This window comes from Streptomyces sp. NPDC001515 (genome assembly GCF_053597115.1).
Window position 1 is genome coordinate 117,786 of record NZ_JBSFHN010000008.1, and the last position, 26,391, is coordinate 144,176.

General features: G+C 72.2%; 17 protein-coding genes. 5 read left to right on the forward strand and 12 right to left on the reverse strand.

What is annotated here, in order from left to right; translation table 11 throughout:
- The 3 genes from ACWCXC_RS11605 to ACWCXC_RS11615 all read right to left on the reverse strand — a co-directional run bounded on the left by ACWCXC_RS11605 (position 1) and on the right by ACWCXC_RS11615 (position 4,016).
- Positions 1 to 1,197, reverse strand: coding sequence for an ABC transporter substrate-binding protein (locus ACWCXC_RS11605; protein WP_450888298.1), 1,197 nt, complete (start codon positions 1,195 to 1,197; stop codon positions 1 to 3).
- A gap of 63 nt (positions 1,198 to 1,260) precedes the next feature.
- Entirely contained in the window at positions 1,261 to 1,665 is a 405-nt protein-coding gene (locus ACWCXC_RS11610) for a roadblock/LC7 domain-containing protein (protein WP_450888300.1), read from the reverse strand.
- Positions 1,662 to 4,016, reverse strand: a complete 2,355-nt coding sequence (locus ACWCXC_RS11615; protein ID WP_450888302.1) for a nitrate- and nitrite sensing domain-containing protein — start codon at positions 4,014 to 4,016, stop codon at positions 1,662 to 1,664. The genes ACWCXC_RS11610 and ACWCXC_RS11615 overlap by 4 nt, the downstream gene beginning before the upstream one ends.
- A 566-nt stretch (positions 4,017 to 4,582) precedes the next feature.
- On the opposite strand from ACWCXC_RS11615, the gene acnA reads away from it, so the two are divergent.
- On the forward strand, positions 4,583 to 7,297 hold the full coding sequence (acnA, locus tag ACWCXC_RS11620) for an aconitate hydratase AcnA (protein ID WP_450681081.1): 2,715 nt from the start codon (positions 4,583 to 4,585) through the stop codon (positions 7,295 to 7,297).
- A gap of 109 nt (positions 7,298 to 7,406) precedes the next feature.
- Here acnA and ACWCXC_RS11625 read toward each other — a convergent pair whose 3' ends face one another.
- The 3 genes from ACWCXC_RS11625 to ACWCXC_RS11635 form a co-directional block, all read right to left on the reverse strand.
- On the reverse strand, positions 7,407 to 8,321 hold the full coding sequence (locus ACWCXC_RS11625; protein ID WP_450683736.1) for an FG-GAP repeat domain-containing protein: 915 nt from the start codon (positions 8,319 to 8,321) through the stop codon (positions 7,407 to 7,409).
- Positions 8,322 to 8,435: 114 nt separating this feature from the next.
- Complete coding sequence (locus ACWCXC_RS11630) at positions 8,436 to 9,287, reverse strand: FG-GAP repeat domain-containing protein (RefSeq protein ID WP_450888304.1); 852 nt, start codon at positions 9,285 to 9,287, stop codon at positions 8,436 to 8,438.
- Positions 9,288 to 9,407: 120 nt separating this feature from the next.
- Positions 9,408 to 11,498: an FUSC family protein gene (locus ACWCXC_RS11635; RefSeq protein WP_450888306.1), complete on the reverse strand. Its 2,091-nt coding sequence runs from the start codon at positions 11,496 to 11,498 to the stop codon at positions 9,408 to 9,410.
- A gap of 296 nt (positions 11,499 to 11,794) precedes the next feature.
- Between ACWCXC_RS11635 and ACWCXC_RS11640 the strand changes: the two genes are divergently transcribed.
- Positions 11,795 to 13,033 carry an ROK family protein gene (locus ACWCXC_RS11640; protein ID WP_450888308.1) on the forward strand — a complete coding sequence of 413 codons (1,239 nt, stop codon included), beginning with the start codon at positions 11,795 to 11,797 and terminating at the stop codon, positions 13,031 to 13,033.
- Positions 13,034 to 13,123: 90 nt separating this feature from the next.
- Here the strand turns inward: ACWCXC_RS11640 and ACWCXC_RS11645 are convergent, their stop codons facing one another.
- From ACWCXC_RS11645 to xylA, 5 genes are all read right to left on the reverse strand, one after another.
- Positions 13,124 to 14,509, reverse strand: a complete 1,386-nt coding sequence (locus tag ACWCXC_RS11645) for a GH1 family beta-glucosidase (RefSeq protein ID WP_450888310.1) — start codon at positions 14,507 to 14,509, stop codon at positions 13,124 to 13,126.
- A 12-nt stretch (positions 14,510 to 14,521) separates the two neighbouring features.
- Positions 14,522 to 15,376, reverse strand: coding sequence for a carbohydrate ABC transporter permease (locus tag ACWCXC_RS11650; RefSeq protein WP_450683731.1), 855 nt, complete (start codon positions 15,374 to 15,376; stop codon positions 14,522 to 14,524).
- Between the two features lie 5 nt (positions 15,377 to 15,381).
- Positions 15,382 to 16,341: a carbohydrate ABC transporter permease gene (locus ACWCXC_RS11655; RefSeq protein WP_450683730.1), complete on the reverse strand. Its 960-nt coding sequence runs from the start codon at positions 16,339 to 16,341 to the stop codon at positions 15,382 to 15,384.
- A gap of 10 nt (positions 16,342 to 16,351) precedes the next feature.
- Positions 16,352 to 17,614 (reverse strand): ABC transporter substrate-binding protein, encoded by a 1,263-nt coding sequence (locus tag ACWCXC_RS11660; RefSeq protein WP_450888313.1) that lies wholly within the window; start codon positions 17,612 to 17,614, stop codon positions 16,352 to 16,354.
- A gap of 140 nt (positions 17,615 to 17,754) precedes the next feature.
- The gene (gene xylA / locus ACWCXC_RS11665) at positions 17,755 to 18,924 is read right to left on the reverse strand and encodes a xylose isomerase (RefSeq protein WP_383642077.1); all 1,170 of its coding nucleotides are present in this window, start codon (positions 18,922 to 18,924) and stop codon (positions 17,755 to 17,757) included.
- A gap of 270 nt (positions 18,925 to 19,194) precedes the next feature.
- Between xylA and xylB the strand changes: the two genes are divergently transcribed.
- From xylB to ACWCXC_RS11680, 3 genes are all read left to right on the forward strand, one after another.
- The gene (gene xylB, locus ACWCXC_RS11670; RefSeq protein WP_450888315.1) at positions 19,195 to 20,682 is read left to right on the forward strand and encodes a xylulokinase; all 1,488 of its coding nucleotides are present in this window, start codon (positions 19,195 to 19,197) and stop codon (positions 20,680 to 20,682) included.
- Positions 20,683 to 20,744: 62 nt separating this feature from the next.
- Positions 20,745 to 22,997, forward strand: a complete 2,253-nt coding sequence (yicI, locus tag ACWCXC_RS11675; protein ID WP_450888317.1) for an alpha-xylosidase — start codon at positions 20,745 to 20,747, stop codon at positions 22,995 to 22,997.
- Positions 22,998 to 23,125: 128 nt separating this feature from the next.
- Entirely contained in the window at positions 23,126 to 23,770 is a 645-nt protein-coding gene (locus tag ACWCXC_RS11680) for a histidine phosphatase family protein (protein WP_450683726.1), read from the forward strand.
- 105 nt (positions 23,771 to 23,875) lie between these two features.
- On the opposite strand, the gene ACWCXC_RS11685 is transcribed toward ACWCXC_RS11680, so the two are convergent.
- Positions 23,876 to 26,134 carry a glycosyl hydrolase family 18 protein gene (locus ACWCXC_RS11685; protein ID WP_450888319.1) on the reverse strand — a complete coding sequence of 753 codons (2,259 nt, stop codon included), beginning with the start codon at positions 26,132 to 26,134 and terminating at the stop codon, positions 23,876 to 23,878.
- Between the last annotated feature and the right edge of the window lie 257 nt (positions 26,135 to 26,391).

A 26,391-nucleotide genomic window follows, 5' to 3' on the forward strand; every position in this document is an offset into this window, starting at 1 on the left:
TCAGCTGCCGAGCGTCGCCAGGTCCTGGACCATGACGTTGGCCAGCTGGCCGCCGTCCTGCCGCACCTGGCGCAGATACCAGGTCTGCACCGGCGAGTGCGCCTTGTCGCCGAACTCCCAGGCCCCGCGCGGGCTGTCGATCTGGCCCAGGTCCGCGATCGCCTCGTTGATCGTCTTCGGCGTCACCTCGCCCTTCTTCGCCGCGTTGGCGACGGCCTTGTCCAGCACCGCCGCGGCGTCGTACGACGCCATCGCGTACGTGGTCGGCTGCGTGTCGTGCTCGGCCGTCCAGTCGGCCGCGAACTTCCGGTTGGCGGCGTTGTCGAGGTCGGCCGCGTAGTTCAGGACCGAGTAGATGTCCTTCGCCGCGGCGCCCTGCGCCTGGAGGACGCTGCCCTCGGTCACGAAGGCCGTGTACAGCGGCAGATCGGCGATGTCGGACTGGGCGTACTGCTTGGCGAAGTCGATCGCGGCCTTCCCGGCGTAGAAGCAGTACACCGCCTTGGCGTCCGTCTTCGCGATCTCGGCGAAGTACGGCATGAAGTTGGTCGTCTTCGGGAACGGCGTCCAGGTCGTCTTCCCGCCGGGGTTGGCGAGCTTCCCGCCGATCCGCTTGAACTCCTCGGTGAAACCGCGCAGTTCGTCGTAACCGCCCTGGTAGTCCGGGCCGATCGCGTAGACCGGTCCGTCGACCGTCTTCTTCACGTACGGGGCGATGGCCCTGCCCGGCTCGTCGGACAGGAAGCTCGTCGTCCAGACGTACTCGATGTCCTTGACGGGCGGCCGGGCGTTCGAGCCCAGGAACGGGATCTTCGCCTGGGTGACCAGCGGCAGCACCGCGTTGACCGAACCGCCGCTGACGAGGCCGGTCAGCACGTCGACCTTGTCCTTCTTGACCAGCTTGGTCGCCGCCGGGACGGCGGTCGGCGGCCCGTCGCCCTCGTCCGCCACGACGAGCTTCACCTTCCGGCCGCCGAGCTTGTTGTCGTGGGTGCTCAGATACAGCTCGAAGCCGGCCCGCAGCTCGGTGCCGACCGGTTCGTACGTGCCGGACAGGGAGGCCACCAGGCCGACCTTCACCGTGGCGTCGTCGCCGCTGTCACCGCTGCATCCGGTGACGGCGGCCAGGCCGAGGGCGAGGGCGGTGGCGACGGCCGGCCGCAGTCTGCGGCGGGTGCGGGACATGTCGAAGAACATGAGGGCTCTCATCGGGAGGGGGACGGACGGGGGACGGGGAGGAGGGCGCGCACCGGGTGGCGGTCAGCGCGCCTGCGGCAGGCCCGCGTCGCGGACCTGGGGAGACAGCGCGTCGCCGACCTGGTTGATCAGTTCGGACATCATGTAGCTGACCTCGCCGATGTCCGCGTCCCTGGTGGTGGTCACCAGCAGGGACGCGCCGCTGGAGACGGCCATCGAGAACATGTAGCCGCCCTCCATCGCGGTGAGGCTGTGCTCGACGGGGTCGGTGCGCGTCAACTGGGCAGCGGCCGACAGCAGGTTGACGACACCGGAGGCGATGGCCGCCAGCCGCTCGGCGTCGTCGCGCTCCACACCGGCGTAGGCCAGCGCGAGGCCGTCCACGGAGACGGCGATCACCTGGGTGACCTCCGGGATGCGCGCGGCGAAACCGCTCAGGATCCAGTTCAGGTCGGTGGGAGAGGTCATGTCTCGGTCCGTTCGGTGTCGTCGTCGGCGGGGGAGCGCCCGCGGTTGTTCGTGCTCCGGCTGATGCCCTGGGCGTACGCGGCCAGGACGTCGGAGACCTGCCGGGAGTCCCGGCGGCGGGGCGAGGGCCTGGGGGCCCCGGCGCCGTCCCGTTGTCCCGCGTCCTCCCGCCGGCCCGGTGCGGGCCGGTGCTGGGGAGCGCCCCGCTGCCGCAGCGGCAGCCCCGAGGAACTGACCGCCGGGGCGGCCGGGGCCGTCTCGTCGTGCACGGGATGCGGCGCGGGCGCGGTGCCGTGGTCGCGCGGGGCGGGACCGGGCGGCGGCCCTGCCGGGAGGCCGCCGCCCCCGGGCCGCGCGGCCGGGGCGGCCGACCGTCTGCGGACGGGTGGTGCGACGGGCCGGGGCGCCTCGTAGCGCACCTCGTCGTCCCGGCCGGCGGCCGGACCGGCCGCCGGCGCCTCCACCGGGGCGGCGGCCAGCACCTTCGCCGGCAGGGTGACCTCGGCGATGGTGCCGGGGCCGGACGAACCGCGCAGTTCGACCACGATGCCGTGACGCGCGGCGATCCTCGCCACCACGTGCAGCCCCATGGACCGCACGTCCCCGATGCCCGCCTGCGGCCGGCGCAGCGCGGAGTTGAGGAGGGCGCGGCGTTCTGCGGGGATGCCCACGCCCTCGTCCACGATCTGCACCACGGCCCGGTCCCACAGCCGCCACACGGCGACGCCGACCTGCGTGCCGGGGGCGGAGAACCGGGTCGCGTTGTCCAGGAGTTCCGCCAGGATGTGCGCCACGTCGTGCACGGCACGGGCGGCGATGCCGATCCCCGATTCCACGACACCGAGGGAGACCCGGTCGAAGCGTTCGATCTGCTGGGCCGCGGCCACGATCACGGAGGAACACGCGGCATCGGCGGTGCGGACGCGGGCGTTTCCGTAACCCCCCAGCACCAGCAGGCTGTTGGTGTTGCGCTCCATGCGGATCGCGAGGTGGTCGAGGGCGAAGAAGGTCCTCATCCGCTGGGGGTCGGCCTCGTCGCGCTGGACGGTGTCCAGTTCGGACACCATGACGGCCGTCAACTGGGCTCCCCGGCGGGCGACCCCGACCAGCGTCTCGGCGAACTGCTCGTGCACGTGGGCCTGTTGGGCGGCGAGACGGACGGCCTCGTGGTGGACCGCGTTGAACGCCTCACCGACCTCGCCGATCTCGTCCTCGCCGGTGGTCCCGACCGGATCGCCGGTCCGCCGCGCCACTTCCTCGGGCGTCGCGCCGCTGAGCGCGCCGGGCCGGGACAGTTCGGCCATCACGGCGGGCAGTCCGGTGTGGGCGACCTCGTGGGCGGCGTTGCGCAGCTCGCGCAGCCGCCGGATCATCACGCGGCCCAGGCGGACGGCGACGACGAACGCGCCGACCAGGGGCAGCACCACCAGGGCGATCTCGGCCCCGGCCGTCCACAGGAGCGTGGAGCGGGCGTCCTCCACCGTGTCGCGGACGGAGGCGTCGACCCGCTTCTCCACCGAACGCAGCAGCGTCTGGCGGTCGTTGAACGCCTTCTGCCAGCGCTCGGGGGCGACATCGATGTTTCTGCCGGCGCCCGTGCGGCCGATCTCGTCCTCCAGCCGGCGGGCCTCCATGGCCTTCGCTCCGGAGAGGGTGCGCTCCAGCCAGGTCCGCCACTCGCCGGGGCCGAGGTCGAAGAGCACACCGATCGATTCGGTGTAGCCGAGCCGGCCGGCGTCGAAGGTGCGCTGCGAGGCGATGGTGAAGCCGCCGGCGGCCTGGGCCTTCGCCACGGTGACCTGCTGCTGGGCGGTGTGTTCGGCCGCCTCGGAGAGGGCGGCGGCGGCGCGGATGCGGTCCGCGATCCCGGCGTCGACCCCGTCCGCCTGCGCGATGCCGTCGCGGTATGCGTTGAGGTCGGCGATGACGATCCGGTAGCCGAAGGCGAGCGCGGAGACCGTGCTGCTGCCGGAACGGGCCTGCGCCCGCAGCGCGGGCATGTCGTCGATGAAGCGCCGGATGCGGTCCAGGGCGGCCCGGGTGCTGCCCGGCACCCCGGACAGGTCCTCGATCCGGCTCCGGAAGCCGGTGACGCTCCTGTCGGTCGCGTCGGAGCGTAAGCGGAAGGTCTCCGCGTCTCCCTGTCCGGAGACCAGCGCGGTGGCCGCCGCCCGCTCCCGCTGTAACTGATGGGCCAACTCGCCCGCACCGGCCGCGGCGTCGACCATCGAGGCCAGCCGGTCGGCCTGGAGTGCCTTCTCGGTGGCGGGGGCCAGGGCCAGCACCGAGAAGGTGACGGCCACGGTCAGTGGTGCGGTGACGAGCAGAACGAGACGTCGATTGATTCTCACTGCGCGGCTCCGTCGCCGGAACCGGTCCTGAATATCGGTAACACGCAGATACCTGTCAACGGGTGTGGGGGGCATGGGCACGTCGGCGCACACCATCCGCGCTGTGACGGATGGTGCGGACGGTGCGGATGGGGCTGGGGTGACGCGGCATGATCCTATGCCGTAGACCGGGGCGCGGGGTGGGTACATCGATGAAAGAGATACGTACTCAACCGCGAGCAGACGCTCCGGCCCGGTCACGTTCGGTCATGAGGTATCCGAAGCGGACACGGAGCCCCGGCCCGGCCCGGCTTCCGGGCGGGCGGGTGAAGGGATGTCGATCGGGTGGCGTCGGGGTGCCGGCCGGGTGTCGGGGGCGGCCGGACATGACCCTTCCACGGCGATGTACTAGAGTTATCTCGACATCGAGATATATGCCGAAGGCGCACAGCGGACGGCCGCAGGTAAGGGTTACCTAACTAATCCATACCCTAGCGGATGGTCGGCGGGCCGAGGCGGCACCACGCGGCGCCCGCCGAAGCGAGGCGCGGCGCGGGGTTACGCGCACATTGATGAAGGAGACTGTCGTGTCGGCGAACAGCTTCGACGCCCGCAGCACGCTGCGCGTGGGCGACGAGTCGTACGAGATCTTCAGGCTGGACAAGGTCGAGGGCTCCGCGCGCCTCCCCTACAGCCTGAAGGTGCTGCTGGAGAACCTGCTCCGCACGGAGGACGGCGCGAACATCACCGCCGACCACATCCGGGCGCTCGGCGGCTGGGACTCCCAGGCGCAGCCCAGCCAGGAGATCCAGTTCACGCCGGCCCGCGTGATCATGCAGGACTTCACCGGTGTGCCGTGTGTCGTGGACCTCGCGACCATGCGTGAGGCCGTCAAGGAGCTGGGCGGCGACCCGGCGAAGATCAACCCGCTCGCGCCGGCCGAGCTGGTCATCGACCACTCCGTCATCGCCGACAAGTTCGGTACGAAGGACGCCTTCGGTCAGAACGTCGAGCTGGAGTACGGCCGCAACAAGGAGCGTTACCAGTTCCTGCGCTGGGGCCAGACCGCCTTCGACGAGTTCAAGGTCGTCCCCCCGGGCACCGGCATCGTCCACCAGGTCAACATCGAGCACCTGGCCCGCACCGTCATGGTCCGCGGCGGCCAGGCGTACCCCGACACCCTCGTCGGCACCGACTCGCACACCACCATGGTCAACGGCCTCGGCGTGCTGGGCTGGGGCGTCGGCGGCATCGAGGCCGAGGCCGCGATGCTGGGCCAGCCGGTCTCCATGCTCATCCCGCGCGTCGTCGGCTTCAAGCTGACCGGCGAGCTGCCGGCCGGCACCACCGCCACCGACCTCGTGCTCACCATCACCGAGATGCTCCGCAAGCACGGTGTCGTCGGCAAGTTCGTGGAGTTCTACGGTGAGGGCGTCGCCGCCACCTCGCTCGCGAACCGCGCCACCATCGGCAACATGTCGCCGGAGTTCGGCTCCACCGCCGCGATCTTCCCGATCGACGACGAGACGCTGAACTACCTGCGTCTGACCGGCCGCGACGCCCAGCAGGTCGCGCTCGTCGAGGCGTACGCCAAGGAGCAGGGCCTCTGGCTCGACCCGGCCGCCGAGCCCGACTTCTCCGAGAAGCTGGAGCTGGACCTCTCCACGGTCGTCCCGTCGATCGCCGGTCCGAAGCGCCCGCAGGACCGCATCGTCCTCGCCAACGCCAAGGCCCAGTTCGCCCAGGACGTCCGCAACTACGTGGACAGCGTGGACGAGGCGGGCAAGGAGTCCTTCCCGGCCTCCGACTCCCCGGCCATCGGCGCCGCGGGCCCGACGAACCCGGTCACCGTCACCGCCCCCGACGGCACCACGTACGAGCTGGACCACGGCGCCGTGACCGTCGCCGCGATCACCTCCTGCACCAACACCTCGAACCCGTACGTCATGGTCGCCGCGGCGCTCGTGGCGAAGAAGGCGGTCGAGAAGGGCCTGACCCGCAAGCCGTGGGTCAAGACCACCCTCGCCCCGGGCTCCAAGGTCGTCACCGACTACTTCGACAAGGCGGGCCTGACCCCGTACCTCGACAAGGTCGGCTTCAACCTCGTCGGCTACGGCTGTACCACCTGCATCGGCAACTCCGGCCCGCTGCCGGAGGAGGTCTCCAGGGCGGTCAACGAGCACGACCTGGCCGTGACCTCGGTGCTCTCCGGCAACCGCAACTTCGAGGGCCGGATCAACCCGGACGTCAAGATGAACTACCTGGCGTCCCCGCCGCTGGTCGTCGCGTACGCCATCGCCGGTTCGATGAAGGTCGACATCACCAAGGACGCCCTCGGCGTCGACCAGGACGGCAAGCCGGTCCACCTGGCGGACATCTGGCCCTCCGAGGCCGAGGTCAACGACGTCGTGGCGAACGCCATCGGCGAGGACATGTTCAACAAGTCCTACCAGGACGTCTTCGCGGGCGACGCCCAGTGGCAGGCGCTGTCCATCCCGACCGGCAACACCTTCGAGTGGGACGCCGAGTCCACCTACGTGCGCAAGCCCCCGTACTTCGAGGGCATGACCATGGAGACCTCGCCGGTCGAGGACATCACCGGCGCCCGGGTCCTGGCCAAGCTGGGCGACTCGGTCACCACCGACCACATCTCCCCGGCCGGTGCGATCAAGGCCGACACCCCGGCCGGTCAGTACCTCACGGAGCACGGCATCGAGCGCCGTGACTTCAACTCCTACGGTTCGCGCCGTGGCAACCACGAGGTCATGATCCGCGGCACGTTCGCCAACATCCGCCTGCGCAACCAGATCGCGCCGGGCACCGAGGGCGGCTACACCCGCGACTTCACCCGCGACGGCGGTCCGGTGTCGTTCATCTACGACGCCTCGCAGAACTACCAGGCCGCCGGCACCCCGCTGGTCATCCTGGCCGGCAAGGAGTACGGCTCCGGCTCCTCCCGCGACTGGGCCGCCAAGGGCACCGCGCTCCTCGGCGTCAAGGCCGTCATCGCCGAGTCCTACGAGCGCATCCACCGCTCGAACCTCATCGGCATGGGCGTCCTCCCGCTCCAGTTCCCCGAGGGCCAGACCGCCGAGACCCTCGGCCTCACCGGCGAGGAGACCTTCTCCGTCACCGGCGTGACCGAGCTGAACGACGGCACCACCCCGCGCACGGTGAAGGTCACCACCGACACCGGCGTCGAGTTCGACGGCGTCGTCCGCATCGACACCCCCGGCGAGGCGGACTACTACCGCAACGGCGGCATCCTGCAGTACGTGCTCCGCAGCCTGATCCGCAGCTAGGCCGCACGGCCCGGTCCCCGCAGGGGGCCGGGCCCGGCACGGCGAGAGGGCCGCACCCCCGGCGACGGGGGTGCGGCCCTCTCTCAGTGTGTGGGGGGTGCGGCGGGGATCAGAACAGGAAGCGGTAGGTGTTCCAGCCCGTGCCGATCTTCACGCGGCCGCTGTACGGCGCCGAGGCCTTGCCGGTGCCCTTGTACAGGTACAGCACACCGGTCTTGTCACGGGCGATGAGGTCGGTCTTGCCGTCCTCGGTGATGTCGCCCGTGGAGATGAGCTGGTTGTACGTGTTCCAGCCGGCGCCGATCTTGGTGCGGGTGGCGAAGGGGGCCTTGTAGTTGCCCGTGCCCTTGTAGAGCCACAGCACGCCGGACGTGTCGCGGGCGACGATGTCGTTCTTGCCGTCGCCGGTGAGGTCGCCGTTGCCGGCGATCTCGGTGTACGCGTTCCAGCCGCCGCCGACCTTGTAGCGGCTGGTCAGCGAACCGTTGCCCTTGTTCAGGTACAGGTACAGGTTGCCGCTCTTGTCACGGCCGAGCAGGTCGCCGGCCGCGGCGCCGCCGACGTTGCCGGGGGAGACCAGCTTGTTGTAGATGCCCCAGCCCTTGCCGACCTGGGTCGCTGAGGTGGCGTTGAACTTCAGGTACCCGAGGTACCCGCTGGTCTCGCGGAACCAGATGCCGTCGCTGTCGCCGCTGGACTTCTGGGTGTTGGCGACCTGGAGCAGGTTGGCGACACCCGCCCAGCCCGAGCCCTTTTCCTCGCGAGCGGTGAGGCCGCCCTTGCCGTTGGACCGGTACGCGTACGCGTAGCCACCGGAGGTGACGCCGTACAGCGCGAAGTTGGGGGTGACGGCGGCCGCGGCGGCGGTGGCCGCGGCGGGCGCCTTGTCCGACGAACCGAGCGCGGGGCTCGGGGAGTCGGAGGCGAAGGCGGTGGTGCCCGTGCCGACCAGGGCGGCGGTGAGCGCCACGGCGGCCGCGCGGGCGGCTATGCGTCTGTGCTTACGGCCAGAAAATTCGGCCACGAAGTACTCCATGGGTGTGGATGACAAGTGGCCCGCCCACCCGATCCGGGTGAGCAGGCCACGGGATTCAAGCGAATCGTGTCATGACTTCGGGGGGAAAACCTCCACCTTTGATCAGAAGACCAGACGGTAGGTGTTCCAGCCACCGTTCCCGATCTTCACGGCGCTCGCGTACGGCGCCGCCGCCTTGCCGGTGCCCTTGTACAGGTAGAGCGCACCGGCCGCGTCACGGGCGAGGAGGTCCGTGATGCCGTCCATGTCGATGTCGCCGGTCGCGTAGAGGGCGTTGTACGCGTTCCAGCCGCCGCCGATCCGGGTGCGGCCGGCGAAGGGGGCCTTGTAGTCGCCCGTGCCCTTGTAGAGCCACAGCACGCCGGACGTGTCGCGGGCGACGATGTCGTTCTTGCCGTCGCCGGTCAGGTCGCCGTTGCCGGCGATCTGCGTGTAGACGTTCCAGCCGCCGCCGACCTTGTACCGCTTGGTGACGGTTCCGTCGCCGTAGCCCAGGTACAGGTAGAGATAGCCGCTCTTGTCGCGGCCCAGCAGATCGCCGGCCTCGGCGCCGCCGACGTTGCCCGGGACGACGAGCTTGTCGTAGATGTTCCAGCCGTGTCCGACCTTCTCCGGGGCGGAGCCGTCGTTGGCGGCGTACTGGAGCACTCCCGCCGCGTTGGTCTGCCAGCGGCCGTCCACCGCGCCGTCCGCGTCGTTGTCCACGCGGCCGGCGAACGTGACGTCCTTCCAGCCGGAGTCCAGCGGGGTGCGGGACGTCAGACCGCCCTCACCGTTCGGGGCGTAGAAGTACGAGGTGCCGGCCGCGTCGAGGCCGACCACGCCGAACATGGGCGCGTCGGCGGGGTTCGCCGCGAAGGCGGTGGCGCCGGTGCCGACGAGCGCCACGGTTATCGCGGCGGCGGCGAGACGCGAGGCTGCGCGTGCGGGCAGCCGGCCAGATGTCTTGGCCACGTGTGTTCTCCATGGATGACGGGACGAGGCGTGACGCGCCGCGGGATACGGGGACACGCCACGGAATTGATGTGATCCTTTCACGAGACCCTCACCGCACCAAGGGTTTGACGGGAGGCGTCAAGCGCGCATCTCCGTCCGGGCGGCGGGGTGTTGCCCCACGGCCGGGCCGCCGCGCCGCACCCGTCCCGCCGCAGTGAGCCGGTGGATGCCGTGCGCCTGAGCCATCACGTCCCGCAGCGAGCGGCAGTCCCGCGGCCCCGGTCCGGGCGCCGGCCGCGCCGTGCGGTGCCCGTCCTCCAGGGCGTCCGCCAGCACCGACAGCGCCGACGTCACACGGGCCGCCTCGGCCGGGGCGGGCCTCGGCACCCCGTTCCCCACCCGCAGCGCGCACGCGGTCGCCGCGTCGACGGCCCGCTCCGCCGCGACCGTCACCGCCGACCAGTCCTCGCGCCGCCTCCCGAAGGGGCCCGGCAGTTCGGCCGCCGCCGTCTCCGCGGCGGCCCGCGCCTCGGCCAGCGCCCGGTACGCGGCGGCCCGCAGCGCCAGCCCGTGGGCATCGCCCGGCCCGCGCGCGTCCCGCGCCCCGCCCGTTCCCTCCGGCGCGTCCAGGACGTACCGCAGATACCGTTCCGTGCACCGCAGCGTGACGGCGAACCGGTGGCCGACGCGCACCCGGGGGTCGGCCACCCCGGGCAGATGGCCGACGAGCAGCACGATCGCACAGGCCAGGAACGTCTCCAGGAGACGGGGTCCGGCGGCCTCGGCATCACCCGCCGTGTGCGCGAACGCCAGCACCAGCACCGTGATCACCGCGGTCTGGAACGCGAAGTGGCGGGTCGACAACGGGACCAGGGCCCCGGCCACGACCGCCGCCCCCACGACGGGTCCCGGACCGGAGCCGCCGAAGACGCCCGACAGCGCGACGAACACCAGGACCCCGGCCGCCGTCCCGGCGAACCGGTTCACCACCCGGGAGAACAGCGGGCCCATGTCCGGCTTCACGAGGAACGCGGCGGTCGCGGGCAGCCAGTACCAGTGGCTCTCGTGCAGCGACAGCGCCACGGCCGCCGTGACCGCCACGCACAGGGCCACCCGCAGCCCGTACTCGCGCCCGGCGGAGGTGAGGAGAGCGTGCCGCATCCCCGGAGCGGGCGGGCCGGCGGGGGCCGGCTCCCCACGGTGGACGCCGGCCCGCTCCCGGTCGTCGTGGGCGCCCCGCGCGCGGCCCGGGGTCGTCCGGTCGAAGACCACCGCGGCCTCCAGCACCGCCCGGTCGAGGGCGAGCCGTTCCACGGTGTCGGGCGCCGCGCCCGGCAGCGGCCCCGCCGGTCCGCCGGACCGGACGGCCGCGGCCAGCCGCCGGGGCCCCTCCGCCACCGCGTCCGGCACCGGACGGCCCGCCCACAGCAGCGCGATGCTCGCCTCGCAGAGCGCGACCCCGGCGCCGAGGCGGGCGGCGAGGGCCCGTCGGGCCGCGTCCCCGGATTGCGCCGGGCCCGGCAGCAGCCGCATCAGGCGCAGGGCCTCCTCGGCCTGCTGCTGCGCGGCGACCAGTCGGCGGCGGGCGGCGGGCGCCCCCGTACCGCCGAGCGCGGCCAGCGCCTCCGCCAGCGCGTCGAACACCGCCGCGACGGCCTCGCGTTCCTCGCTCGCGGGGGCCGGGGCCGACGGGCCCGCCGCGTCCCGCGCCCCCGGAGAACGACGCCGCCCCGGGCGCACCGCCGAGATCCGGGGCAGCAGCCGCAGCACCACCAGCCAGCCCGCCCCGGCCAGGAAGCCCAGGGCGTTGCCCCAGGCCGGTCCGGTCAGAGGCATGCCCAGCCCGATCGTCGTGGCGACCAGCGCCTGAAGGGCGGCCGCGGACCAGACGGGTCCGCGTGCGCTCAGGACCCCGGAGAGCCAGCCCACCGCGAAGAGCACGGGTACCGCCGCCCCCCGCCCGGCCGTCCCGGCGACGAGCGCGCCGGCGTACAGGCCGAGTGCTCCCGCGACGGCCGGAAGGCCCATGCGCACGAGACCCTCGCGCCGGGTCCCGGGGCGGTCGTTCACTCCGGCGAGCATGGCTCCGAGGGCGGCGGGCACGCCCGACCCCGGCCACTCCAGCACGATGCCGGCCGCCAGCAACGGCCCCGCGCCCAGCGCCCCGCGCACCATCGCGGCCCCGGGCACGGGGCCACTGCGCGAGCGCAGCACATGGGTGAGCCACACGGGAGCGGCCCTCCGCGCGCCGCCCCGACCGCATCGACGTACCGGGACACGCACCGCGGACCTCCTGACACCGAACCGACGAGGACCCCGTCCCCACCGGCCGCCACAGGGTCCGGAAACGGGGGTAGCGGGCGACGCCGGCCGCGTACGGCCACCGTAGGCGGGGGATGTGGCGGGGCGGCTGCGGTGGTGTTTCGGGGGAGTGATCTTCGGGCGGGAGGAGCGGCGTTCCCGACCGGTGGTGCCCGGCCGGGGTGCGATCCCGGCCCCCGCCGAGGCCCTACGCTCGATGTCTGATGACCACGACGAATCCACCCCCCTCGCCGGGGCCCAAGGCCGGCACCGAGTCCGTGCGCCGCAACAACCTCGGACTCGTCCTGCGGGCCGTCCTGGAGGAGGGCGAGGCGACCCGGGCCCGGGTCGCCTCCCGTGTCGGGCTGACCCGGGCCGCCGTCTCCTCGCTGGTCGAGGAGCTGCTCGCGCTCGACCTCCTCGCCGAGTCCGGCAAGACGTTCAGCGGCAGCGCCGGACGCCCCGGCACCGTGCTCACCGCCTCCGACACCGGACCGGCCGGGCTCGGCGTCGAGATCAACATCGACTACGTCTCGGTCTGCGCGGTCGGGCTCGGCGGGACCGACCGGGTCCGCGTCACCGAGCACATCGACAACCGGCACACCCCGCCCGCCGAGGTCCTGGCCCACGCCGCCCGGCTCACCCACCGGGTCATCACCTCCACCGGCGAGCAGGGGCTGCGCGCGGTCGGCGTCGAGCTGGCGCTGCCCGGTCTGATCTCCGGCGGCATGGTCCGCCAGGCCCCGAACCTCGGCTGGTACCGCGTCGCCGCCGAGGGCATCTTCGGGCAGGCGCTCTCCACCCTGCGGCCGGCCGGCCGCGCCCTCGCGGTCAGCTCCGACAACGAGGCCAACCTCGCGGCCCTGGCCGAGCTGTGGTTCGGCGGACGCGGCGCGGAACGCGGCTTCCTCTACCTCACCGGGGAGATCGGCGTCGGCGGAGCCCTCGTCCTCCAGGGCGAACTGCTGCGCGGCGCCCACGGTTTCGCGGGCGAGGTCGGCCATGTGGTCGTGGACGCCGAGGGCCCGCCCTGCGGCTGCGGCGCGCGCGGCTGCCTGGAGCAGTACGCCGGGCAGGCCGCGCTGCTGCGCGCCGCCGGCATCGACCCGGCGGCCGGGGTCCGGGGACTGGGCGAACTGGAGCGGCGGGCGCACGCCGGCGACCGGGGCGTGCTGGACGTGCTGGCGGCGGCCGGCGACCGGATGGGCGTCGTCCTGTCCGGGGCCGTCAACCTCTTCGACCTCGACGCGGTCGTGCTCGGCGGCATCTACCGCGATCTGATGCCCTGGCTCGCCCCCGCCGCCGACGCCCAGCTCGCCGCCCGGGTCGTCTCCGGCCGCTGGCGCGCCGGTGACGGCGGCGGACTCCGCGCCTCCTCGCTCTCCGGCGACGCGGCCCGGGGCGCGGCGGCCCGGGTGGTGCGCGGCGTCCTCGCCGACCCGGCGGCGTACGCCTGCCGCTGAGACGAGGGGCCGCCGCGCCCCCGACACGACCGCGCCCCCTCCGGATCGGGCCGGAGGGGGCGCGGTCGGCGTACGCGGGGCGGGCAGGGGCTACTTCGTCCCGCGGTGGGCCGCGATCAGCTGCTGGTACCAGCGGTAGCTGTCCTTCGGCGTGCGCTCCTGGGTGTCGTAGTCGACCCGGATGATCCCGAACCGCTTCGCGTAGCCGAGCGCCCACTCGAAGTTGTCCAGCAGCGACCAGACGTAGTAGCCGCGGACGTCGACGCCCGCGTCCATCGCCGCGCGCAGCGCCGCCAGGTGCGTACGGAGGTACTCGACGCGGTCGGTGTCGCGCACCGCGCCGTCCGCGTCCACGGTGTCGAACTCCGCCGAGCCGTTCTCGGTGATGTGCACCGGCGGCAGCGCGTCGCCGTAGGTCTGCTTGAGCGCGGTGAGGAGATCGGTGAAGGTCTCCGGCACGACCGGCCAGCCCATCGCGGTCCTGCGGACGTCCGGGTACTGGCCCTCGCTGTACCGGTTGTCGGTGGCGACCCGCAGGGCCGGGTCGGCCTCGCGGTGCGGGGCGGCGGCGACCACGATCGGGCGGTAGTAGTTGATGCCCAGGAAGTCCAGCGGCTGGGAGATCAGCTCCAGGTCGCCGTCGCGGCGGAAGTCCTGCCCGGTGATCAGCTCGCCCCAGGTCTCCTCCTCGGTGGCCGGGTAGCGGCCCGCGAGGATCGGCTCGGTCCACACCAGGTTGTGCTGGGTGTCCGCGCGGACGACGGCGGCGAGGTCGGCGTCCGACTCGGTGGCGGGGACGTTGCGGTCCAGGTTGAGGGTGATGCCCGCCTCGCGGACCCCGGCGGCCCGCAGCTGCTTCATGGCCAGGCCGTGGCCGACCAGCAGGTGGTGCGCGGCGGCCAGCGCCCCGCGCCCCTCCTGGGCGCCGGGCGCGTGCCGGCCCACGGAGTAGCCGAGGAAGGCGCTGCACCACGGCTCGTTGAGCGTGATCCAGCGCGGCACCCGGTCGCCCAGGTGCTCGGCCATGAGCGCGGTGTACTCGCCGAAGCGCTCGGCGGTCTCGCGGACCCGCCAGCCGCCCCGGTCCTCCAGGGCCTGGGGCAGGTCCCAGTGGTAGAGGGTGGCGGCCGGCTCGATGCCCGCCTCCAGGAGTTCGTCGACGAGCCGGGAGTAGAAGTCCAGGCCCTTGGTGTTCACCGTGCCCGAGCCCTCCGGCAGGACCCGGGACCAGGCGATCGAGAAGCGGTAGGAGTCGACGCCCAGCCGGCGCAGCAGCGCCACGTCCTCGGGGTAGCGGTGGTAGTGGTCGCAGGCCACGTCACCGGTGTCGCCGCCGTCCGTCTTCCCGGGCGTGTGGCTGTAGACGTCCCAGATGGACGGACCGCGGCCGTCCTCCCGCACGGCGCCCTCGATCTGGTACGCGGCCGTGGCCGCGCCGAACACGAAGCCGGGCGGGAACACGGGGAACTCACTCATGGGAAACGACCCTCACTTGACCGAGCCACCGGTGATCCCGGCGGCGATGTACTTCTGGGAGAGGACGAGCAGGACGGCCGCGGGGATCGCGGACAGCACGGACGCGGCCATCACGGAGCCCCAGTCGCCGACGTGGGCCCCGATGTACTGGTAGATGCCCAGCGTGATGGGCTTGACGTCGTCCGTGGTGTTCAGGGTCAGCGCGAACATGAAGTCGCTCCACGCGTACAGGAACGAGAACAGCCCCGCGGTGATCAGGGAGTTGCGGCTCATCGGGAGCACGACCTGCACGAACGTACGGAAGCGGCCGGCGCCGTCCACCTCGGCGGCCTCGATGACCTCGCGCGGGATGGCGACCATGAACGAGCGCATCAGGACGATCGCGAAGGGGATGCCCAGCGAGGCGTCGGCCAGCATCAGCCCGGCGTAGGAGTTGACCAGGCCCAGGTCCACGTACGCGCTGTACAGGGCGTTCGCGATGACGATGCCGGGCACCATCTGGGTGATCAGGGTGCCGAAGACGATGGTCTTGGTGCCGCGCAGCTTGAACTGGGCCAGGCCGTACGCGGCGGGCGCCGAGATCGCCAGGCAGATCGCCACGGCGCCGAGCGCGACGCCCAGCGAGGTCAGCAGGTTGCCGCCCTGGTCGCTGAGGGCCGAGCGGAAGCCGGACAGGTCCAGGCTGTGCGGGAAGGCGTCGACCTCCAGCAGCCCGGACTCGGGCTGCAGGGCGGTGTTCACCATCCAGTACAGCGGGAACAGCATCACGCACAGCACCAGGATCCCGAAGGCCGTGGCGCCCCAGCGCCGCTTGGTGCGGCGGGTGGTGGGCGTGGGGGCGGCGGGGGTACGCACAGTGCTCGCCATGCCGGTCACTTCCCCTCGTTGCGGTTGGCCCGCAGGTAGAACACCGCGAAGACGGCGGAGATCAGGATCAGGATGTTGCCGACCACGGCGCCGGCTCCGAAGTCCAGCTGGACGAAGGAGTTCTGGTACGTGAGCGTGCCCAGGGTCTGGGTGGAGTCGGCGGGGCCGCCGTCGGTGAGGGCGAGGATCAGGTCGAGGATCTTCACCGTCGACATGAAGCCCAGCACCAGCACCACGGTGATGACCGGCCGGAGCATCGGCAGCGTGATGGAGCGGAAGGTCCGCCAGGCGGAGGCGCCGTCGAGCGAGGCGGCCTCGTACAGCTCCTTGGGGACCTCCTGGAGGCCGCCGTAGAGGATCACCATGTTGAACGGGATGCCGATCCAGATGTTCACCAGGACCACGGAGGTCAGCGCCATGCTGGTGCTGGTCAGCCACGGGGTGTCGCCGCCGAAGCCGATCGTGCCCAGGAACGAGTTGAGGACGCCGGTGTCCTGGTCGAGGATGCGCCGCCAGACGACACCCGAGACGACCATCGGGACCAGCCACGGCAGCAGGATCAGCGAGCGGAGCAGGCCGTTCAGCGGGAAGCGCCGGCTGAAGAAGACGGCGAGCCCCAGACCGATGCAGAACTGGCCGATCAGTGAGCCGATGGTGAACAGGATCGTGTGCCACAGGGCCTTGCCGAAGAGCTCGTCGTTGAAGACGTTGCTCCAGTTGTCCGTGCCGTTGAACGGGGACTTGCCCGTGAAGAACGTGGACGGCGAGTAGTCCTGGAAGCTCATCACGATGTTGCGGACGAGCGGGTAGCCGAAGAACAGCGCCATGAAGATCACGGCGGGGGCGATGAAGCCCCACTGGGCCAGGCGCTTGCGGCGCCGGACACGGGCCGGGTTCGGCGCCTTCTTGACCGCGGCGGCCGGACGGGCGGCGCCGGTGGCCGCGGAGGCGGTGGTGGTCGACATGTCAGGTACCTCAGTTCCCGCTCGTGGCACGCTGCTGGGCGCGCTTGAGGGCGGTCTCGCTCGACTCGCCGGTCAGGGCGGACTGGAACGCGCTCTGCAGCGCGAGGGAGACGGACGACCAGCGCGCGCCGAGCTTGGCGGTACGCGAACGGGCCGTGGCGACCTGGTCGGCGAGGGCGGCCAGCTCCGGCGCCTTCGTCCGCCACACGGCGGCGGCCTTCTCGTTGGCGGGGACCATCCAGCTGTTGATGGCGTAGGTGATCTCCTCCTGCTCGCCCGACATGCAGCCGATGATCTTCGCGGCGGTCTTCTCCCGCTCGCTGTCCCCGGTGTTGGGCACGGTCAGCACACCGCCGCCCAGCGGGCCGACGGACTCGTCGCCGGCCTTCGGGACCGGGATCTGGGCGATGCCCCAGTTCAGCCCCTTCTTGGAGTTGAGCGTCTCCACCTGCCAGGGGCCGTTGATCATCATCGCGGCGTTGCCGGCCATGAACTGGTCGTTCACGTCGGCCTGGGTCCAGTTGACCGTGGACTTGGAGAGCGAGCCGTCCTTGAGGAGGCTCTTCCAGTAGTCCAGCGCCCCGGCGACCTCGGGGCTGTCCAGCTTGGTCTCGTCGCCGCCGTTGGACCACATGAACGGGGTGAACTGGAAGACGCCGTCCTCCGCGCCGCCCGCGCTCAGGGCCAGACCGTACTTCTTGCCCGAGGTGAGCTTCTTCGCGGTCTCCCGCATCTCGTCCCAGGTGGTGGGCACCTTCAGCCCGGCCTTGGCGAGGGTGTCCTTGTTGTAGAAGAGCGCCAGGGTGTTCACGGTGCGGGCCGCGCCGTAGTACTTCCCCTGGTACGAGCCGAAGTCGACGATCCCCTCGGGGATGTCCTGCGTGGTCAGGCCCAGGTCCTTCAGCGGGATCAGCCCGCCGGCCTCGGCGAACGTCGGCATCTCCGAGGCGTCCAGCTGGAGCACGTCGGGCAGCGACTTCGAGGACGCCATCCGCAGGGCCTTCGTCATCACCTGCGAGGCCGGGACGCTCTGCTGCTCGATGGTGATCCCGAGCCGCTCGCTGCACCGTTCCAGCGTCTGGGCGTCCCAGCGGTGGTAGGACTCGTCGGTCGACGAGTTCAGGACGGTGTACACGTCCGGGTCCCGCTGCTGCCCGCAGCCGGAGAGGACGACGCCGCCGATCAGCGCGGAGACGACGGTGAGCGGGACGACGACCCGCCGGTGGGGACGGCGGCGCGGCTGGCGCGTTCCGTCCGGAGAAGGTGCTGTCACGATGGTGCCCTTGCGTGAGAGGGGTGCCGGCCCGGGGGGACCACTGTGTCCCGACGAGGTGGTTCCGTCCGCCCGGACGCGGGTCCGGCAGGCCCGCGTCCGGGGAGAAGGGGTGCTCCGGCCGGAGCACCCCGGAGGCGTCAGCGGACGCCGAGCAGGTGCTCCATGGCGAGCTGGTCCAGCGCCTCGAACGCCATCGAGCGCTCGGCGGCGGCGTCCACGTCGAAGTCCTCGAACGCGGAGCGGTCCGCGAGCAGGCCCTTGACGCCGTCGGCGGCGGTGGGCTGCGCCAGTTCGTCCAGGCGCGAGGCGCGCAGCGCCTCCTGCACGGCCGGGTCGGCGCGGAAGGCCAGCGCGCGCTCCTTGAGGATCAGGTAGTTGCGCATGCAGTTCTTCGCGGACTCCCAGACGCCGTCGATGCCGTCGGTGCGCACCGGCTTGAAGTCGAAGTGCAGCGGGCCCGTGTAGTCAGAGCTCTCCAGCAGGTCCACGAGCCAGAAGGCCTGGCGCAGATCGCCGGCGCCGAAGCGGAAGTCCTGGTCGTACTTGATGCCGGACTGGCCGTTGAGGTCGATGTGGTACAGCTTGCCCGCCCACAGCGCCTGCGCGATGCCGTGCGGGAAGTTCAGCCCGGCCATCTGCTCGTGGCCGGTCTCCGGGTTCACCCCGTACAGCTCCGGGCGCTCCAGCCGCTCGATGAACGCCAGCGCGTGACCCACCGTGGGGAGCAGGATGTCGCCGCGCGGCTCGTTGGGCTTGGGCTCGATGGCGAAGCGCAGGTCGTAGCCCTGCTCGGTGACGTACTCGCCGAGCAGGTCGAAGGCCTCCTTCATCCGGTCCAGGGCGACCCGCACGTCCTTGGCGCCGCCGGACTCCGCGCCCTCGCGTCCGCCCCAGGCGACATAGGTCTGCGCGCCCAGCTCGACCGCGAGGTCGATGTTGCGGATGACCTTGCGCAGCGCGTAGCGGCGCACGGCGCGGTCGTTGGAGGTGAAGCCGCCGTCCTTGAAGACGGGGTGGGTGAAGAGGTTGGTGGTGGCCATGGGGACCTTGAGACCGGTGCGGTCCAGGGCGTCCTTGAAGCGGCCGACGATCGCGGCGCGCTCGGCGTCGGAGGAGCCGAACGGGATCAGGTCGTCGTCGTGGAAGGTCACGCCGTGCGCGCCGAGCTCGGCGAGGCGCTCGACGGACTCGACCGGGTCCAGGGCGGGGCGGGTGGCGTCACCGAAGGGGTCGTTGCCTCGCCAGCCGACGGTCCAGAGCCCGAAGGTGAACCTGTCGGCGGGGGTGGGGGTGAAGCGGTTCGACATTCTGCTGCCTCTTGTCGACATGGACCGGGGCGGCTGCACTGCCGCCCGACCGATTTGTTTGCTGGCAGTACTAATACGGCATCTTGCTGTTTGTTTCTAGACCATCCCGGTGACACATCCGTCACATAGGGGCAACACGGGTGGTGTGGGCCGGGGTTTCGGCCCGGAAAGAGCCGGGTCGTGGCCGCTCGAACTCCCAGGTGAAGCGCTTCGAAGATTTATTTGTTTTGTGTACGATCAAAACCGGGACCCACAGGAACGAGGTACGACATGCCGCCGCGACCCGCCCAGGACCCGGCCGCCGCGCCGGTCTCGGCCGTCATCGGAGTGGACAGCTCCACCCAGTCCACCAAGGCCGCGGTCGTGGACACCGCGACCGGCCGGCTGCTCGCCGTGGGCCGCGCCCCGCACACCGTGACCGGCCGTGCCGGCGCCCGCGAGAGCGACCCCGGACAGTGGTGGGACGCCCTGTGCGCCGCCGTCGCCGCCGCCCTCGCGGAAGCGGAGCTGGACCCGGCCGCCGTCACCGGCATCGCCGTCGCCGGACAGCAGCACGGACTGGTCGTCCTCGGCGCCGACGGCACCCCGCTGCGGCCCGCCCTCCTGTGGAACGACACCCGCTCCGCCCCCCAGGCCGCCGCCCTCACCCGGGCGCTGGGCGGGGCCGACGCCTGGCTGGCACGCACCGGATCGGTGCCCGTCGCCTCGATGACCGCCGCCAAGTGGATGTGGCTGCGGGAGAACGAACCGGAGACCGTTGCCGCCACCGCCGCCGTCCGCCTCCCGCACGACTACCTCACCGAACGGCTGACCGGCACCGCCGTCACCGACCCCGGCGACGCCTCCGGCACCTGCTGGTACGACCCGGCCGCCGGCGCCTACGACCCCGTGCTGCTCGACCTCACCGGCATGCCCGCCGCGCTCCTCCCCGAGGTCGCCCCCACCGGAGCCGCCCCCGCCGGCCGGCTCACCCCCGAAGCGGCCCGCGCCCTCGGCCTGCCCCCGGGCATCCCCGTCGCCGCGGGCACCGGCGACAACATGGCCGCCGCCGTCGGACTGGGCCTGGGCGCCGAAGGACTCCTCGACCACCCCGTCGTCAGCCTCGGCACCTCCGGCACCGTCTTCGCCGCCACCCGCAACCGCCCGCACTCCCCGCTGCTCGCCGGATTCGCCGCCACCGACGGCACCCGCCTCCCGCTGGGCTGCACGCTGAACTGCACCCTCGCCGTCGACAAGGTCGCCGCCCTGCTCGGCCTGGACCGCGAGGACGCCGCCCCCGGCGGCGAGACCGTGCTGCTGCCCTTCCTCGACGGCGAACGCACCCCCGACCTCCCCGACGCCTCCGGCCTCCTGCACGGACTGCGCCACGACACCACCCGGCAGCAGATCCTCGGCGCCGCCTACGAGGGCGCCGTCGTCGCCCTCCTCCGGGCCCTGGAGGAACTCCCGCTCGACGCGCCGGACGCGCCGCTGCGCCTGATCGGCGGGGGCGCGCGCGGCACGATGTGGGTGGAGACCGTGCGCCGGCTGTCCGGCCGCGCGGTGGTGCTCCCGGCCGCCGGGGAACTGGTCGCGCTCGGCGCGGCGGCGCTCGCCGCGGGGGCCGCCACCGGCCGCGACCCGGTGGCCCTCGCCGTGGAGTGGGGCACCGGCGAGGGGCGCGAGCTGCCCGCCGTCCCGCGCGACACCGCCACCTGGGACCGGGTGAGCGCGGTCCTCGACCGGGCGGCGCCCGCGCTCCTGACCGCGCGCCCCTGACGGCGCCCGCCCCCACGACCTCCCCCGAACACCCCCGTACCACCGGCTAAGGAAGACCCCCCATGAAGTTCACCGACGGCTTCTGGCAGATGCGAGACGGTGTCCACGCCTCGTACGCCACCGAGATCCGCGATCTGCGCCTCGACGCCGACCGCCTCACCGCGCACGCCGCCGTCAAGCGGGTGACCCGGCGCGGCGACACGCTGAACGCGCCGCTGATCACGGTGGAGGCGCACGCCCCGGCCGAGGGCGTCATCGCCGTCCGCGTCACCCACCTCGCGGGCCGGCGCCACCCCGGCCCCGACTTCGAGCTGCCCGGCGCCACCGGGGACCGCGCGGCGGCCACCCACGACGACGGCCCGGCCGCCCGGCTCACCAGCGGCCCGCTCACCCTGCGGCTGCCCACCGAGGGTGACTTCGGCATGGAGTTCCTGGACGCCGACGGCCGGACGCTGACCACCGCCGGACGCAAGGGCACCGCCTTCGCCACGGTCGCCGACGGCGGCCACCACATGATCGCCCAGCTCGCCCTCGGCGTCGGCGAGAACGTCTACGGCCTCGGCGAGCGGTTCACCCCGTACGTCAAGAACGGCCAGGTCGTCGACATGTGGCAGGCCGACGGCGGGACCAGCAGCGAGCAGGCGTACAAGAACGTCCCGTTCTACCTCTCCTCGCGCGGCTACGGCGTCTTCGTCAACCACCCCGGCAAGGTCTCCTTCGAGGTCGGCTCCGAGGCCGTCGGCCAGGTGCAGTTCAGCGTCGAGGGCCAGGTCCTGGAGTACTACGTCGTCGCGGGCCCCACGCCCAAGGACGTCCTCACCCGCTACACCGCCCTCACCGGCCGCCCCGCCCTGCCCCCGGCCTGGTCCTTCGGCCTCTGGCTCACCACCTCGTTCACCACCGACTACGACGAGGCGACCGTCACCTCCTTCGTGGACGGCATGGCCGAGCGCGGCATCCCGCTCTCCGTCTTCCACTTCGACTGCTTCTGGATGCGCGAGTACCAGTGGTGCGACTTCGAGTGGGACCCGCAGACCTTCCCGGACCCGGTGGGCATGCTCGCCCGGCTCAAGGAGAAGGGCCTGAAGATCTGCGTCTGGATCAACCCGTACATCGCGCAGAAGAGCGCCCTGTACGCGGAGGGCGCCGAGAAGGGCTACTTCGTCCTCACCCCCGCCGGCGACGTCTGGCAGTGGGACAAGTGGCAGGCCGGCATGGCCCTGGTCGACTTCACCAACCCCGAGGCCACCGCCTGGTTCCAGGGCAAGCTGAAGACGCTCCTCGACCAGGGCGTCGACGGATTCAAGACGGACTTCGGCGAGCGCATCCCCACCGAGGTCGTCTGGCACGACGGCTCCGACCCGGAGCGCATGCACAACTACTACACGCACCTGTACAACAAGGCCGTCTTCGAACTCCTGGAGAAGGAGCGCGGCCGGGGCGAGGCCGTCCTCTTCGCCCGCTCGGCCACCGCCGGCGGCCAGCAGTTCCCCGTCCACTGGGGCGGCGACTGCTGGTCCTCCTTCGAGGCCATGGCCGAATCACTGCGCGGCGGGCTCTCCCTCTCGCTCTCCGGCTTCGGCTTCTGGAGCCATGACATCGGCGGCTTCGAGGGCACCCCCGACCCCGCCGTCTTCAAGCGCTGGCTGGCCTTCGGCCTGCTCTCCTCGCACAGCCGCCTCCACGGCTCCTCCTCCTACCGCGTGCCGTGGGCCTTCGGCGAGGAGGCCGTCGAGGTCGCCCGGACGTTCACCGAACTCAAGCACCGGCTGATGCCGTACCTGTACGGAGCCGCCGTCGAGGCCCACCGCACCGGCGTCCCCGCCATGCGCCCGATGCTGCTGGAGTTCCCCGGCGACCCCTCCGCCCGCACCGCCGACCGGCAGTACCTCCTCGGCCCGGACCTGCTGGTCGCCCCCGTCTTCAGCGAGGACGGCGAGGTGGAGTACTACGTCCCCGAGGGCACCTGGACCCACTTCCTGACCGGCGAGACCGTCACCGGCCCCGCCTGGCACCGGGAGACCCACGGCTTCGACAGCCTCCCGCTGCTGGTCCGCCCCGGCGCCGTCCTCCCCTTCGGCGCCGACGCCTCCCGCCCGGACGGCGACTGGACCCAGGACCTCGAACTGCGGGTGTACGCCCCCGAGGGCCTGGGCGACTTCACCCGCACCGTGACCGTCCCGGACCTCACGGGCGCCCCGGCCGCCACCTACGACGTGGTCCGCGAGGGCGGCACGCTGCGCGTCACCGCCGACACCGACCGGCCCTACCGGGTCGTGGTCGTCGGCGAGCCGCTGGAGGTCGTCACGGGCTGAGCCCGCACCACCCGCCCGGCGGGCGCGCCCCGCGCCCGCCGGGCCGTGCCGGAATGCGAAGGTGGGCCGGCGGGTTCATACCGGCGACAGCACCCGAGCGGTACGGCACACGAGAACGGATGGTCTCCATGGGCGAGTTGATCCTGATCCGGCACGGCGAGACCGCGTGGTCCCGCAACGGCCAGCACACGAGCCACACCGACCTGCCCCTGACCCCCTTCGGCGAACGCCAGGCCCGCGCGCTGGCCCCGCTGCTCGCCGACCGTGCCATCGCGCTCACCCTGGTCAGCCCCTCCGTCCGGGCCCGGCGCACCGCCGAACTGGCGGGCCTCGCCGCGCCCCGCATCACCCCCGAACTGCGTGAATGGGACTACGGCGGCTACGAGGGCGTCACCACCGAGGAGATCCACCGCACCCGCCCCGACTGGAACCTGTGGACCGACGGGGTCACCCCCGGCCCCGACGCCCACCCGGGCGAGACGCCCGCCGCCGTCGGGGCCCGCGCCGACCGGGTGCTCGCCCAGGTGCGGGAGGCCGCCGGGCGCGCCGGTGACGAGGACGTCGTCCTGGTCGCCCACTCGCACTTCCTGCGCGTCCTGACCGCCCGCTACCTCGGGCTGACCCCGGCCGAGGGCACCCTCTTCCAGCTCGCCACCGGGGCCGTGTCCCGGCTCGGCAGGGAGCACGGCCAGCCGGTGATCACCGCATGGAACGTCACCCTGCCCGAAAGCCTGCTCCCCACCGCCGCCCCGGAGACGCCGGAACGCGTCTGAGCGCGCCCCGGGAGGCCGTCCGCTCCGGCTCCGACGCGGTCCACGACGGCGGAACGGCCGCGGACCGCCCGGGATCACCGGACGGCCCGCGGTGCGGGGGTGTGCTCAGCGCAGCGCACTCGTCATCGTGGTGAGCAGCGTGCCCGAGGCGTCGTCGTTCTCCAGAGAGAAGGCGAACATCCCGGCCAGCCCCTTGCTCTTCGCGTAGGCCGCCCGTGCCTGGATGGCGCGCGGGGTGTCACCGGTCCAGAAGTTGGTCCCGTCGTAGATCCAGGAGCTCTCGGTGACCGGGTCCCAGAAGGTCTGGGCGGCTGCCGGGTTCAGCTCCTTCCAGGCGGCGAGCCCGGACTCCTGGCTCAGCGGCTTGGCGGGGGTGGGGCCGGTCGCGCTCTGGTAGAGCCCGTGGTTCGCCCCGGCCGGCACCCCGGTCCAGCCGCGCCAGTAGAACGGGACGCCCAGGACCAGCTTGGAGGCGGGGAAGCCGCCCTTGATGCCGTACTGGGGCAGCCCGTCGGTGTACGCGGTGAGGGCGGTGTCCAGGTTGTACTTGGCGGTGCCCGGCGCCACCGGGGTGGTGGGGTCGGCGGCGCTGTCGTGCAGCGGGTCCTGGTGGTTGGTGGGCCCGGTGGCGTCCCAGGCGCCGTGCATGTCGTACGTCATGACGTCGGCGTAGTCCAGGTAGGCGCCGATCCTGTCGGTCTCCAGGTAGGCGATCTTGTCCTGGCCGCTGGGCAGGGCCGCGGTGAGCAGGAACCGCTTGCCCTGCGCGGCGCCGTAGGCGTCGAGCTGGGTGCGGAACTCCTTGAGCAGCAAGGTGAAGTTGGCCTTGTCGGCGTCGGAGTAGTGGTTGCCGGTGTGGCCGCCGGCCGAGCCCGGGTACTCCCAGTCGATGTCGATGCCGTCGAAGATCCCGGCGGCCGAGGCGGGACCGCCGGACGGGTCGCCCTGGATGTTCTTCGGCAGGTTGCCCTTCATGAACATGTCGATGCAGGAGGAGACGTACGCCTTGCGGGAGGCGTCGGTGGCGGCGGCGTCGGAGAAGTACTTGGAGTAGGTCCAGCCGCCCAGCGAGACGGTGAACCGCAGGTTGGGGTACTTCGCCTTCAGCGCGCGCAGCTGGTTGAAGTTGCCCTTCAGCGGCTGCTCGTAGACGTCGGCGGTGCCGTCCACGCTGTCCGCCGCCGAGACGTCGGCCTGGTAGTCGGCGTAGGCGTCCCCGGCGCCGTCACCGGCGTTGGGGTTGTCCTCGTTGCCCGCGTCGGACGCCTTGATGGTCTCGAAGCACTTGAGCGTCGTGGGGTGGATGTTCTCGAAGGCGTAGGTGACCACGTCGAGTCCGGCCGCGGCGCCGCTGGTGCCGATGTGCTTCGGGTAGTAGGCGTTCTCGTAGATCCCCCACTGGTCGAAGTAGGCGGAGGTGTACGGCTTCGCGGCGGGCGCGGCTCCGGTGGTCACCTTGACCGCCGTGGACTGGGCGGAGGCGTGGGAGCCCTGGTAGCCCTGGACCGTGAAGGTGTAGGCGTGGTTCGGCAGCAGTGAGCTGACGGCGACCGTGGTGCCCATGGACGTGGCCACGAGCTGGCCCCCGGACCACACCTTGTAGGAGGCGACGCTGCCGTCCTGCGAGGAGGTCGTCGAGCCGTTCCACTTCAGGACGGCCGCGTTGCCGGTGACCTCGGTCGCGGTGAGCCCGGTGGGGGTGGTGACCTTGCCGTCCCCGGCGGGCCCGTTCGGGTCGCCCGGGGGGTCGGTCGGCGGGTCGGTCGGATCGGTGGGCGGGTCGGTCGGGTCCGTGGGCGGGTCGGTCGGGCCGCCGCCACCGGGGCCGGTCAGGCTGAGGTCGTCGGCGTGGAAGGCGCCCTGTCCGTACCAGCCGTGGGTGTAGACGGTCACCGAGGTCGTGGTGGCGCCGGTCCGGAAGGTGGTGGAGAGCTGCTGCCAGGTGGACGCGGAGGGGGCCCAGGCGCTGGCGTCCACCCCGGTGCCCTTGGCGCCCAGGTAGACGTAGCTGCCCTGCACCCAACCGCTCAGCGTGTAGGAGGTGTTGGGCAGTACGGCGACGGTCTGGCCGCACTGGCCGGTGTCGGCGGCGGAGGCGTTGCCGGTCAGTCCGTGCGTTCCGCTGTGCGCGGTGGAGGTGACCGAGCCGCCGTTCGCGCAGCTCCATCCGTCCAGGGTGCCGGTCTCGAAACCGGCGTTGGTGAGCAGTTCGGCGCCGGCGGCCGAGGCATGGCCGGGGACGGCGGCGAGCGCGGCCCCCGAGGCGACGAGGACGGCGGCGACCGCCAGGGCTGCCTGGCGCCGTGCGCGTGCGGCGGGGCCGCGGACCGGCGCGGCCGGTGGACCGGCTGGGCGTGCGGGCATGTTCTTCCTCCGTGGGGACGCGGGGGGACGGGCGGCCGATATCAGGACATCGGATGCCTTTTAGGTGTTCATGCCAAGTGGTCGTACCTGGTGAGATTGGACTGGACCAATAGATCGAGTCAAGGGATCGAGCGGACTTGGGAGAAATTTGGTGTAGACCAATTGTGGGGCGCGCGGAGCCCCCGGCCTGGCCGCGCGCGGCGCCGCGCCGAGGGGCAGGAGGGTGTGGGCGTACGGAGCCGGGGGTGGCCATCATG

What these genes read in the sequence shown, in the direction of transcription:
- yicI (WP_450888317.1), top strand. Translation starts at nt 20,745, where the DNA reads ATGAAGTTCACCGACGGCTTCTGGCAGATGCGAGACGGTGTCCACGCC.
- ACWCXC_RS11655 (WP_450683730.1), bottom strand. Translation starts at nt 16,341, where the DNA reads ATGTCGACCACCACCGCCTCCGCGGCCACCGGCGCCGCCCGTCCGGCC.
- ACWCXC_RS11605 (WP_450888298.1), bottom strand. Translation starts at nt 1,197, where the DNA reads ATGTTCTTCGACATGTCCCGCACCCGCCGCAGACTGCGGCCGGCCGTC.
- ACWCXC_RS11640 (WP_450888308.1), top strand. Translation starts at nt 11,795, where the DNA reads ATGACCACGACGAATCCACCCCCCTCGCCGGGGCCCAAGGCCGGCACC.
- ACWCXC_RS11680 (WP_450683726.1), top strand. Translation starts at nt 23,126, where the DNA reads ATGGGCGAGTTGATCCTGATCCGGCACGGCGAGACCGCGTGGTCCCGC.
- xylA (WP_383642077.1), bottom strand. Translation starts at nt 18,924, where the DNA reads ATGTCGAACCGCTTCACCCCCACCCCCGCCGACAGGTTCACCTTCGGG.
- ACWCXC_RS11610 (WP_450888300.1), bottom strand. Translation starts at nt 1,665, where the DNA reads ATGACCTCTCCCACCGACCTGAACTGGATCCTGAGCGGTTTCGCCGCG.
- ACWCXC_RS11685 (WP_450888319.1), bottom strand. Translation starts at nt 26,134, where the DNA reads ATGCCCGCACGCCCAGCCGGTCCACCGGCCGCGCCGGTCCGCGGCCCC.
- xylB (WP_450888315.1), top strand. Translation starts at nt 19,195, where the DNA reads ATGCCGCCGCGACCCGCCCAGGACCCGGCCGCCGCGCCGGTCTCGGCC.
- ACWCXC_RS11645 (WP_450888310.1), bottom strand. Translation starts at nt 14,509, where the DNA reads ATGAGTGAGTTCCCCGTGTTCCCGCCCGGCTTCGTGTTCGGCGCGGCC.
- ACWCXC_RS11650 (WP_450683731.1), bottom strand. Translation starts at nt 15,376, where the DNA reads ATGGCGAGCACTGTGCGTACCCCCGCCGCCCCCACGCCCACCACCCGC.